Raw genomic sequence first — 10744 nt, 5'->3', positions numbered from 1 at the left:
GGAGTTTCTCCGCCGCGGGCCACACCCCCCCAACGGGGTGCTGCTCATCTGTAAGGATGGGAGACATCGATATGACGACCCTCGCCAAGCCGGCCATGCGTCCGGCTCGCCCCGAGTTTTCTTCCGGCCCGTGCGCCAAGCGCCCCGGTTGGACCCCCGAAAATCTCCAGAACGCCGTGCTCGGCCGCTCGCACCGCTCGAAGCTGGGCAAGACGCGCCTGCAAGACGCGATCGAACGCACCCGCCAGGTGCTCGAGGTTCCGGACGACTTCCTGATCGGCATCGTGCCTGGATCGGACACCGGCGCCGTGGAAATGGCGATGTGGTCGATGCTGGGCCCCAAGCCGGTCCAACTGCTGGCCTTCGAAAGCTTCGGCAAGGACTGGGTCACCGACGTGACCAAGCAGCTGAAGCTGCCGGCCGAGGTACTGGACGCGCCGTACGGCGAGCTGCCGGACCTGACCAAGGTGCGCAAGGACGCCGACCTGGTCTTCACCTGGAACGGCACCACCTCGGGCGTCCGCGTCCCGAACGCAGACTTCATCGCCGCCGACCGTGAAGGCATCACCATCTGCGACGCCACCAGCGCCGCCTTCGCCCAGGATCTCGACTGGGCCAAGCTCGATGTCGTGACCTTCTCCTGGCAGAAGGCGCTGGGCGGCGAGGGCGCGCACGGGATCCTGATCCTGTCGCCGCGCGCCGTGGCCCGTCTGGAAAGCTACACCCCGGCCTGGCCGATGCCGAAGCTGTTCCGCATGACCAAGGCTGGCAAGCTGGCCAAGGACATCTTCGAAGGCGCGACGATCAACACGCCGTCCATGCTCTGCGTGGAAGACGCCATCGACGCGCTGAAGTGGGGCGCCCAGATCGGCGGCCTGGCCGAGATGCAGCGCCGCGCCGACGCCAACCTGGCGGCCCTGGCCGCCTGGGTCGAAAAGACCGACTGGGTGGACTTCCTGGCCGCCGACCCGGCGACCCGCTCGAACACCTCGGTCTGCCTGAAGGTGGTTGACGCCCGCGTCACCGCCCTGGCTGACGACGCCCAGGCCGACTTCGCCAAGAAGCTGGCCTCGGTGCTCGAAAAGGAGGGCGCCGCCCTCGACATCGGCGGCTACCGCGACGCCCCGGCCGGCCTGCGCATCTGGTGCGGCGCCACGGTCGAGACCTCGGACATCGAGGCCCTGACCCCGTGGCTCGACTGGGCGTTCGCCTCGACCCTCGAGCAACTGCAAGCCGCCTAAGGCCCTTCTCGCGTCCTCGCGACTTCACGCCCGCAAACCGTGTGAAGCCGAGGACGCCTACCCCATATCCGCAAGGAAACTCCCATGCCCCGCGTTCTCATCGCCGACAAGCTGAGCCCGGCCGCCATCGACATCTTCAAGCAGCGCGGCGTCGACGCCGACGTGAAGACCGGCCTGTCGAAAGAAGAGCTGCTCAAGATCATCAACGACTATGACGGTCTGGCCGTCCGCTCGGCCACCAAGGCCGACAAGGACGTCATCGCCGCCGCCGGCAACCTCAAGGTCATCGGCCGCGCCGGCATCGGCGTGGACAATGTCGACATCCCCGCCGCGACCTCCAAGGGGATCGTGGTGATGAACACCCCGTTCGGCAACTCGATCACCACCGCCGAGCACGCCATCGCCATGATGTTCGCCCTGGCCCGCCAGCTGCCGGCCGCCGACGTCTCGACCCAGGCCGGCAAGTGGGAAAAGAACCGCTTCATGGGCGTGGAGCTCTACGCCAAGACCCTGGGCCTCATCGGCGCCGGCAACATCGGCGGCATCGTCGCCGACCGCGCCAACGGCCTGAAGATGAAGGTCGTCGCTTACGACCCCTTCCTGTCGGCTGAACGCGCCGTCGAGATCGGCGTCGAGAAGGTCGAGCTGGAAGAGCTGCTGGCCCGCGCCGACGTCATCACCCTGCACACGCCGCTGACCGACAAGACCCGCAACATCCTGTCGGCCGAGAACCTGGCCAAGACCAAGAAGGGCGTGCTGATCGTCAACTGCGCCCGCGGCGGCCTGGTCGACGAAGCGGCTCTGCGCAAGGGCCTGGACGACGGCCACATCGGCGGCGCAGCCTTCGACGTGTTCGTCGAAGAGCCGGCCAAGGACAACGTGCTGTTCGGCGCCGAGAACTTCATCGCCACCCCGCACCTGGGCGCTTCGACCATGGAAGCCCAGGAGAACGTCGCCCTGCAGGTGGCCGAGCAGATGAGCGACTACCTGCTCACCGGCGCGGTCTCCAACGCCCTGAACAGCCCGTCGGTCACCGCCGACGAAGCCCCGAAGCTGAAGCCGTTCGTGGCCCTGGCCGAGCGCCTGGGCGCCTTTGCCGGCCAGATGGTCGACGTCGAGGTCAAGGCCGTCGACATCGCCTACGAAGGCGAAGTCGCCAACCTCAACACCCGTCCGCTGACCGCCGCGGCGCTGGCCGGCGCCATGCGCCCGATGCTGGCCGAGGTGAACATGGTCTCGGCCCCGGCCGTGGCCAAGGATCGCGGCATCACCGTCTCGGAGAGCAAGCAGGACGACTCGCCGATCTTCGACAGCCTGGTGCGGATCACCGTCACCACGGCGCTCGGCAAGCGCTCGTTCGCCGGCACCGTCATCGCCGGCGCCCCGCGCGTCGTCGAGGTCAAGGGCATGGACCTGGACGCCCCGTTCGCCCCGACCATGCTCTATGTGAACAACCTCGATAAGCCGGGCTTCATCGGCGCGCTCGGCGCGCTGCTGGCCGAGGCCCAGGTCAACATCGCGACCTTCAACCTCGGCCGCGTCTCGGCCGGCGAAGACGCCATCGCCCTGGTCGGCGTCGATCAGGACCCGGGCGACGCGCTGGTCGAGAAGATCCGCGCCCTGCCGCACGTCAAGGAAGCGCGCACCCTGCGCTTCTGATCTATCGCGGGCCGCGCCGCCTTGCCGGGCGGCGCGGCCTCGCGCACCATCGGCCTCCGCGAGGGAGGCCGTATGTCCGACACGCCGCATCAGCGCGCAGAGGCTCTGCTCACGGCCTACGGACTGAGCTTTCCGGGTACGACCTCGGGCCCCGGATGGGCCTTCACCCGCGCGCTCTACGTGAACAGGAAGATGTTCGCGGTCTTCGGCGACAAGGCCCAGCCGCTCGACGCCCTTACCCTCATCGTCAAGCTGCCGATCTCCGCGGAGATGGCCGCTGGCCTGCCTTTCGTCCGCGAGGCCAAGGGCTGGTACAAGCAGCATGACTGGGTGACCGCCGACTTCGGCCCTGAAGACGACATTCTGGCCGAGCTCGAGACGCTCAAGGCCTGGCTGCGGCAGAGCTATGTCGCCATCGCCCCCAAGAAACTCAGCAAGCTGATCGAGGAGGCGCCGTGAGCCGCGAGAAACACACCCGCCCCCTGGCCGACGGCCGTCGCGGCCTCTGGTGGACCGACCGGCTGTGGGCGCTGAGCGCGGACCTGCCGGTCGAGCAGGTGAAGCTGTCTGAGATCGGTGAGTTCGACCTCGACTGCTGGTTCCAGGATCGCCACGTCCCCAGCGTCAGAAACGTCGCTGAGCACGCACGGCGGATCTTCGACGCCGATCTCGCCTATCCGGTGATCATCTGCGCCGAGGGCCGGCTGATGGACGGCGGCCACCGTCTGGCCAAGGCCTGGATGGAAGGCCGCGAGGAGATCGCCGCGGTTCGCTTCCGCCAGACCCCGGAGCCGGACGAGATCCTCTAGCCGCCCGACAGCGCCCCGAAGATCAACACCTCGTCGGTCTCGCTCACGGCCTGGTCGATCCCCTTGGCGCGGTCGCCATTGCGGAAGATGCGCATGTGGCGGCGGATGCGGTCTTGCTCGTCGATCACCCGGAACTTCAAGCCCGGAAAGCGCCGGTCCAGGTCGTCGAGCACCTGCGCGATGCTGCGGCCCTCCGCCGCCAGCCGGCTGGCGCCGTCGGTGTAGGAGGTCAGCTGCGAGGGGATGAACACCTGAACCATCAGAGCGGCGCCGCGACCACGGAATAGATCTCCGGCAGGTGCCGAGCGATCGGCCGCCAGGCGCCGCCCTCGTCGTCGCTCATCCAGACCTCGCCGTTGGTGGCGCCCAGGTAGAGCCCGACCGGGTCATTGGCGTCGGCGCAGAAGGCCTGGCGCTTGACCGTGAACCAGCCCTGCTCGGCCGGAAAGCCGGCGTCGTGGCGCCGCCAGCTCTTGCCTGCGTCTCGGGTGCGGTAGACCGCCGGCCGGCCCCCCGGACTGGTGCGCGGCCAGACTTCGGTGCCGTCCATCGGAAACACCCAGGCGCTGTCGGCGTCGCGCGGGTGCGGGACGATGGTGAAGCCGATGTCCCCGATCTCCTGGGGCATGGCCTGGCCGATCCGGTCCCAGCGCTCGGCCGGGCGGTCGAGGCGGTAGATGCCGCAGTGGTTCTGCTGCCAGATGCGGTCGGGCATGGTCGGGGCCAGGGCGATGTAGTGCGCGTCCTGGCCGTATTCCGGATAGGGGTCGGGGAAGAAGTTGGCCTCGACCCCCTGGTTCAGCGGCTTCCAGCTTGCGCCCTGGTCCAGGCTTTCGAACACGCCGCCGGTCGAGGTGGCGATGTACATGTGGCGCGCATCGCGCGGGTCGATCTGGATCTGGTTGAGCAGGGCGCCGTCGGGCGTGCCGCCGTCGGCCGGGCACCAATCCCAGTACTTCGGATGGTCGTTGAACCCGGCGACGCTGTCCCAGGTCGCCCCGCCGTCGGTGCTGCGGAACAGGCCTGGCGGCGAGGTCCCGGCCCACCAGACGCCCGGCTCGTCGGCATGGCCGGGCTCCAGCCAGAAGGCGTGGTCGACCGATCGCGCTGGGCCTTCGCCCTCCACCTTCGGAAAGGCGGGCGGCCGCTGCGCCTCCGTCCAGGTCTGGCCCTCGTCAGTGGAGCGGAAGATGGTGGGGCCGAGATGGCCGGTCGAGGCGGCCATCAGCAAGGTCTTTCCATCGCGCGGATCGAGCACCAGGTGATTGACGATGTGGCCCAGGAAGATCGGACCCTGCACCGACCATGTCTGGCGCGCGGCGTCGCTGCGATAGATCCAGGCGCCCTTGCGGGTGCCGACGAGAAGCTGAACTGCGGCGGACATCTGGACCTCCCGTTCGTCTCTTTGCGCCGAGCATAGCACTAGCCTGCGGCTGGCGGCGCCACCGGGAGGTGCTTGACTCTCCGGCTGTCGAAACTAGAACAAAAGAAGAACCTTGGAGAACGAAAAAGCCATGTCCGGTTTTCGCGACAGCCGCCTGGCGGCTCTCAAGGCGAAGATCGCCGCCCTCGAGGCGGGCGGGCGGGCGGACTCCGAATCCCTGCCGTTCGGGGCCGCCGCGATCGACGCCTGCCTGCCGGGCGGCGGCCTGCCGCTGGGCCAGTGGCACGAGCTGCTCGGCGCCGGGATGGAGACCGAGCTCGGCGCCTGCCCGGCCGCCTTCGCCGCCCTGGCCGCCGCGCCGCTGGCCCGTCGCGGACAGGCGGTCTGGATCCTGCGGCGGGATGATCTCTTCGCCCCGGGCCTGGTCGGGCTCGGCTTTCCGGCCGAGCGGCTGATCCAGGTCTGCGCCCGCGATGAGGACGAGGCCCTGGCGGTGGCCGAGGACGCGCTGTCGACCCTCGGCGTGGCCGCCGTCTTCGCCGAGGTGGAGGGGGTGGACCTGACCGCCGGGCGGCGTCTGCAGCTGGCCTGTGAAAAGCATGGGGCCACCGGCTTCATGATCCGTCGCCGGCCCTATGGCGGGCAGGCGCGCAAGGAAACGGCGGGCTCGGCCGCCGCCACCCGCTGGAAGATCGCGCCTGCGCCCAGCGAACCTGGGTCGGGGGAATTCGGCCTGGGGCCGCCGCGTTGGCGGGTCGAGCTGGAGCGCTGCCGGGGCGGGCGGACCGGCGCGTGGCTGCTGGAGGCTGAGGCCGCATATACCTGGGAGGCCGAGCATGGCCCGCATCCTCTGCGCCTGGTCGCCGAACTGGGCGATCGCCAACTGGCGCCGGCGGAACCCGTCAGACTCTCCGCCTGAACCCTTCGCCCTGGTTGAGACCGTCAAGGGCGCGCGCCGTCTGGCGGCGGTGGATAAGGCCGCCCGAGCGCTCGGCCTGTTCGCGGGGCAGAAGGCGACCGACGCAATGGCGCTGGTCCCCGATCTGGTCAGCGCCGAGAGCGAGCCGGAGGCCGACGCCACGGCCCTGACCGCCCTGGCCGACTGGTCGGTGCGCTATTCGCCGGCCGTGGCCGAAGATGCGCCGGACGGTATTTTCCTCGACATCAGCGGCGTCGCCCACCTGTGGGGCGGCGAGGCGCAGCTGCTTGCCGACTATCGTGCGCGGCTGGCCGGCAGCGGGATCTTCGTACGCGGCGCGGTCGCCGATACGCCCGGCGCGGCCTGGGCGCTGGCCCATTACGGCAAGGGAGCGGAGATCATCGCCCCGCCGAACGGCCAGGCCGATCTGCTGGCCTATCTGCCGCCGGCCGCCCTGCGGCTGGAGCCGGCGGCGGCGGCCCAGATGGAGCGGCTGGGCCTGCGGTTGCTGCTGCAGATCCTGGGCCTGCCGCGCGCGCCATTGGCGCGGCGGTTCGGTCAGCAGACCCTGGTGCGGATCGACCAGGCCATGGGCCGTGCGGATGAGGCGCTGAGCTTTCGCCGCCCGCCGCATCCCTGGTTCGCGCGGCTGGCCTTCTTCGAACCGATCAGCGCCCTGGAGGACCTGCAGCGGGTGACCCGCGACGTCGCCGCCAAGCTGTGCGCACGCCTGGAGCAGGAGGGGCGGGGCGCGCGCCGCCTGCGCCTCGTCTTCCATCGTGTCGACGGGCGCGCCCTGCCGCTGGAGATCGGGATGGCGCTCGCCGCCCGCGACCCTGCCCGGATCGCCAAGCTGCTGGCGCCCAAGCTGGAGACCATCGACCCCGGCTTCGGGATCGACGTGGTCACCCTCGAGGCCGAAGCGGTGGAGGTTGTCAGCGGCCGTCAGGTTCGTCTGGACGCCCGCGCCGAACCGGCGATCGAGGAGGGGCTGGGGCCGCTGGTTGACCGGCTGAGCAACCGCCTGGGCGGCGAACGGGTCTGGAAGACTGCGCCGGTGCAGAGCCACGTGCCCGAGCTGTCGGCGCGTCCGGCCGCGCCGCTGACTGCGGTCCCGCCGTACGCCTGGAGCCCGGAGGCGCCGCGGCCGCTGCGGCTGTTCCGCCAACCGGAGCCGCTGGACCTGGTCATGGCCCTGACCCCCGACGACCCGCCGCGGCAGTTTCAGTGGCGCAAGCGCCTGCACCGCGTGGCCCGCGCCGAAGGTCCCGAACGCATCGGCGAGGAATGGTGGCGCGGCGATATCGACGACGTCAGCCCCCGCCACGTCCGCGATTACTACCGGGTCGAGGACCAGGACGGCGCACGGTTCTGGGTCTATCGCGAAGGCCTCTACGAAGACGGCGTCCCGGCCCGCTGGTGGCTGCACGGGGTGTTCGGATGACCCGCTACGCCGAACTGCAGGCCGCCACCAATTTCTCATTCCTGCGCGGCGCCTCGCACCCGTGGGAGTTGGTCTCGGCCGCCGGGATGATGGGAATGCAGGCGATCGGGATCACCGACCGTAATTCTCTGGCCGGGGTGGTGCGGGCCTGGACGCAGATGCGTTCGATGGCGGACACGCCCTTTGCGGTGAAGGCCCTGACCGGCTGTCGGCTGGAGTTCGCCGACGGCACGCCGTCGCTGCTCTGCTACCCCTCCGACCGCGAGGCCTATGGCCGGCTGACCCGGCTGCTGACGCTCGGCCAGCTGCGCGCGGAGAAGGGCGGCTGCGAGCTGCACTGGGACGACTTCGCGAGCCACGCGCAGGGCCAACTGGTCCTGATCGTGCCGCCGGCTCGTCTGGACGAGGCGTTCGAGCGCCGGGTCGTCCAGATCGGCGGCGACCTGCGCGGCGACGTCTGGTTGGCGGCGTCGCGCGACTATGGTCCGCGTGACCTGCTGCGGATCTCGCGGCTGGCGGCGCTGGCCGAGCGCGCGGGCGCGCCGATGGTCGCCACCAACGACGTCCTCTACCACGCGCCAGAACGGCGGCCGTTGCAGGACGTGCTGACCTGCATCCGCGAGACCTGCACCATCCACGAGGCCGGGCTGCGGCTGGCCGCCAACGCCGAGCGGCATCTGAAGTCGCCGGTCGAGATGGCCCGGCTGTTCGCGCGCTATCCGGGCGCGGTCGAACGCAGCCTGGAGATCGTCGAGCGGATCGAATTCGACCTTTCGCAGCTCAGCTACGAATATCCGGACGAACCGGTGCCGCCGGGCAAGACCGCGATCCAGCATCTGCGCGACCTGACCTGGGAGGGCGCGCAGTGGCGGTTCGACAAGGGCATGGGCGACAAGGAGCGCCGCACCCTCGAGCACGAGCTCGAGCTCATCGAGAAGCTCGGCTTCGCCAACTACTTCCTGACCGTGCACGACATCGTTCGCTGGGCGCGCGAGCAGGACATCCTCTGCCAGGGGCGCGGGTCGGCGGCCAATTCCTGCGTCTGCTTCTGCCTGGGGGTGACGGCGGTCGACCCGACCAAGGACGACCAGGACCTGCTGTTTTCGCGGTTCATCTCGGAAAAGCGCGGCGAGCCGCCGGACATCGACGTCGACTTCGAGCACGCCCGCCGCGAGGAGGTGATGCAATATGTCTATCGCCGCTATGGCCGCGACCGCGCCGCCATCGTCGCCACCGTGATCCACTACCGGCCGCGCATGGCGATCCGCCAGGTCGGCAAGGCGTTGGGCCTGACCGAGGACGTCACCGCCGCCCTGGCCGGCACGATCTGGGGCAGCTGGGGCGAGGAGGTGCCCGACAGCTACATCGTCCAGGCCGGGCTCGACCCGGCCAATCGCGAGATCCGCCGCGCGGTGCGGCTGGCGACCGAGCTGCTGAAGTTCCCGCGCCACCTGTCGCAGCACGTGGGCGGCTATGTGCTGACCCAGCGGCGGCTGGACGAGACCGTGCCGATCGGCAACGCGGCGATGAAGGACCGCACCTTCATCGAGTGGGACAAGGACGACATCGACGCGCTGGGCCTGATGAAGGTCGATGTGTTGGCGTTGGGCATGCTGACCGCCCTGAAGAAGAGCTTCGACATGATCCCGGCCGAGGACGTCGGCCGACCGATCACCGACATCGCCCATATCCCGCAGGAGGTCCCTGAGGTTTACGAGATGCTGAGCCGGGCGGATTCGGTCGGCGTCTTCCAGGTCGAGAGCCGGGCGCAGATGTCGATGCTGCCGCGGCTGAAGCCGAGGAAGTTCTACGACCTGGTCATCGAGGTGGCGATCGTCCGCCCCGGCCCGATCCAGGGCGACATGGTCCATCCCTACCTCAAGCGCCGCGACGGCATCGAGCCGGTCGACTATCCGCGCCCGGGCCCAGAGCATCCGCAGGACGAGCTGCAGGCCATTCTCGGCAAGACCCTGGGCGTGCCGCTGTTCCAGGAGCAGGCGATGCGTATCGCCATCGAGGCGGCGAAGTTCTCCGACGACGACGCCGACGGCCTGCGCCGCTCGATGGCCACCTTCCGTCACCTCGGCAGCGTCGGCGAGTACGAGACCAAGTTTTTGGAGGGCATGAAGAGCCGCGGCTACGATCCGGCCTTCGTCGAGCGTTGTTTCAAGCAGATCGAGGGCTTCGGCTCCTACGGCTTCCCGGAGAGCCATGCGATCAGCTTCGCCCTGCTGGTCTACGCCTCGGCCTGGGTGAAATGGCGCTGGCCCGACGCCTTCCTGGCCTCGCTCCTGAACAGCCAGCCGATGGGCTTCTACCAGCCGGCCCAGCTGGTCCGTGACGCGCGCGAGCATGACGTCGAGGTGCGCGGCCCCGACGTGCTGGCCAGCGACTGGGACTGCACCCTGGAGCCGGCGACCCGGGAGGGCCGTCTGCGCGCGGTGCGGCTGGGCCTGCGCCAGGTCAAGGGGCTCAGCCAGGAGGAGGCCAAGCGGCTGGTCGCCGCGCGGACGGAGGGCGTGCGCAGCGTCGAGGACTTCGCCATCCGCGCCGGGCTGTCGCGCCGTTCGCTGGAGCTATTGGCCGAGGCCGATGCGTTCGCTTCGCTGGGCCTGTCCCGCCGCCAGGCGCTGTGGGCGGTGAAGGGGCTGGCCGACGAAGCCAGCAGCCTGAAGACCGCCCCGCTGCTGGCCGCCATGGGGGTCAAGGAGCACCAGGTCGAGCTGCCTTTGATGAGCCCATCACACGAGGTCGAGGAGGACTACCGCACCACCAGCCTGTCGCTCCGCGCCCACCCGATCAGCTTCTTCCGGAGCAGCCTGGACAACCTGGGCGCCGTCCGGGCCGCCGATCTGAAGAACCTGCGCGATCGCAAGCTGGTCTCGGTTGGCGGGCTGGTGCTGGTGCGCCAGCGGCCGGGCACCGCCAAGGGAGTGACCTTCCTGACCCTGGAGGACGAGACCGGCGTCGCCAACATCGTGGTCTGGCAGGACGCTTTCGCGGCCAACCGGCGGCTGGTGATGACCGCCTCGTTCATGGTGGTGCACGGCCAGATCCAGAGCGAGAGCAACGTCATCCACGTGGTCGCCCGCCGGTTCACCGACCTGTCGCACCGCCTGGCCGAACTGAAGAACGAGGATGGGCCGGCGCCGCAGATCCGCAATCGGGTGACCGGAGGCCTGATCCGCAGCCGCGACTTCCACTAGACCCTGTCCGGGTTGGATTAAGCCAACCCGGATGAACAGGGTCGTTTGTTTGAATTTGGAGCCCTTCTTGCCCGCTCACGAT

9 protein-coding genes are annotated in these 10744 nt (G+C 69.5%); 7 read left to right on the top strand and 2 right to left on the bottom strand.

The window, feature by feature from the left end:
* The first annotated feature begins 71 nt into the window (after positions 1–71).
* The 4 genes from C0481_RS11785 (at position 72) to C0481_RS11770 (ending at position 3709) form a co-directional block, all read left to right on the top strand.
* The gene (locus C0481_RS11785; protein ID WP_293403888.1) at positions 72–1241 is read left to right on the top strand and encodes a phosphoserine transaminase; all 1170 of its coding nucleotides are present in this window, start codon (positions 72–74) and stop codon (positions 1239–1241) included.
* A gap of 84 nt (positions 1242–1325) precedes the next feature.
* Positions 1326–2900: a phosphoglycerate dehydrogenase gene (gene serA / locus C0481_RS11780; RefSeq protein ID WP_293403886.1), complete on the top strand. Its 1575-nt coding sequence runs from the start codon at positions 1326–1328 to the stop codon at positions 2898–2900.
* Between the two features lie 72 nt (positions 2901–2972).
* Positions 2973–3359, top strand: a complete 387-nt coding sequence (locus C0481_RS11775; RefSeq protein ID WP_293403884.1) for an MmcQ/YjbR family DNA-binding protein — start codon at positions 2973–2975, stop codon at positions 3357–3359.
* Entirely contained in the window at positions 3356–3709 is a 354-nt protein-coding gene (locus tag C0481_RS11770; RefSeq protein WP_293403882.1) for a hypothetical protein, read from the top strand. Before C0481_RS11775 ends, C0481_RS11770 begins: the two co-directional genes overlap by 4 nt.
* Here the strand turns inward: C0481_RS11770 and C0481_RS11765 are convergent.
* Both C0481_RS11765 and C0481_RS11760 read right to left on the bottom strand, forming a co-directional pair.
* Positions 3706–3969, bottom strand: coding sequence for a MoaD/ThiS family protein (locus C0481_RS11765; protein WP_293403880.1), 264 nt, complete (start codon positions 3967–3969; stop codon positions 3706–3708). The genes C0481_RS11770 and C0481_RS11765 overlap by 4 nt on opposite strands.
* Entirely contained in the window at positions 3969–5093 is a 1125-nt protein-coding gene (locus C0481_RS11760; protein WP_293403878.1) for a glycosyl hydrolase, read from the bottom strand. Before C0481_RS11760 ends, C0481_RS11765 begins: the two co-directional genes overlap by 1 nt.
* 130 nt (positions 5094–5223) lie before the next feature.
* On the opposite strand from C0481_RS11760, the gene C0481_RS11755 reads away from it, so the two are divergent.
* From C0481_RS11755 to C0481_RS11745, 3 genes are read left to right on the top strand one after another with little or no spacing between them, the layout of a single operon-like run.
* Complete coding sequence (locus C0481_RS11755) at positions 5224–6012, top strand: protein imuA (protein ID WP_293403876.1); 789 nt, start codon at positions 5224–5226, stop codon at positions 6010–6012.
* Positions 5930–7456: a DUF6504 family protein gene (locus tag C0481_RS11750; protein WP_293403874.1), complete on the top strand. Its 1527-nt coding sequence runs from the start codon at positions 5930–5932 to the stop codon at positions 7454–7456. Before C0481_RS11755 ends, C0481_RS11750 begins: the two co-directional genes overlap by 83 nt.
* Positions 7453–10662, top strand: a complete 3210-nt coding sequence (locus tag C0481_RS11745) for an error-prone DNA polymerase (protein ID WP_293403872.1) — start codon at positions 7453–7455, stop codon at positions 10660–10662. Before C0481_RS11750 ends, C0481_RS11745 begins: the two co-directional genes overlap by 4 nt.
* Positions 10663–10744 lie beyond the last annotated feature (82 nt).

Source organism: Phenylobacterium sp., assembly GCF_013822795.1.
Taxonomy (GTDB): Bacteria; Pseudomonadota; Alphaproteobacteria; order Caulobacterales; family Caulobacteraceae; genus Phenylobacterium.
Note: the sequence above shows the minus strand (reverse complement) of the source record. Positions and strands in the feature narration are given on the sequence as shown.

Bases quoted from the DNA above. Each gene is read 5' to 3' on its own strand.
- C0481_RS11765 (WP_293403880.1), bottom strand. From the start codon at position 3,969: ATGGTTCAGGTGTTCATCCCCTCGCAGCTGACCTCCTACACCGACGGC.
- C0481_RS11760 (WP_293403878.1), bottom strand. From the start codon at position 5,093: ATGTCCGCCGCAGTTCAGCTTCTCGTCGGCACCCGCAAGGGCGCCTGG.
- C0481_RS11745 (WP_293403872.1), top strand. From the start codon at position 7,453: ATGACCCGCTACGCCGAACTGCAGGCCGCCACCAATTTCTCATTCCTG.
- serA (WP_293403886.1), top strand. From the start codon at position 1,326: ATGCCCCGCGTTCTCATCGCCGACAAGCTGAGCCCGGCCGCCATCGAC.
- C0481_RS11755 (WP_293403876.1), top strand. From the start codon at position 5,224: ATGTCCGGTTTTCGCGACAGCCGCCTGGCGGCTCTCAAGGCGAAGATC.
- C0481_RS11775 (WP_293403884.1), top strand. From the start codon at position 2,973: ATGTCCGACACGCCGCATCAGCGCGCAGAGGCTCTGCTCACGGCCTAC.
- C0481_RS11750 (WP_293403874.1), top strand. From the start codon at position 5,930: ATGGCCCGCATCCTCTGCGCCTGGTCGCCGAACTGGGCGATCGCCAAC.
- C0481_RS11785 (WP_293403888.1), top strand. From the start codon at position 72: ATGACGACCCTCGCCAAGCCGGCCATGCGTCCGGCTCGCCCCGAGTTT.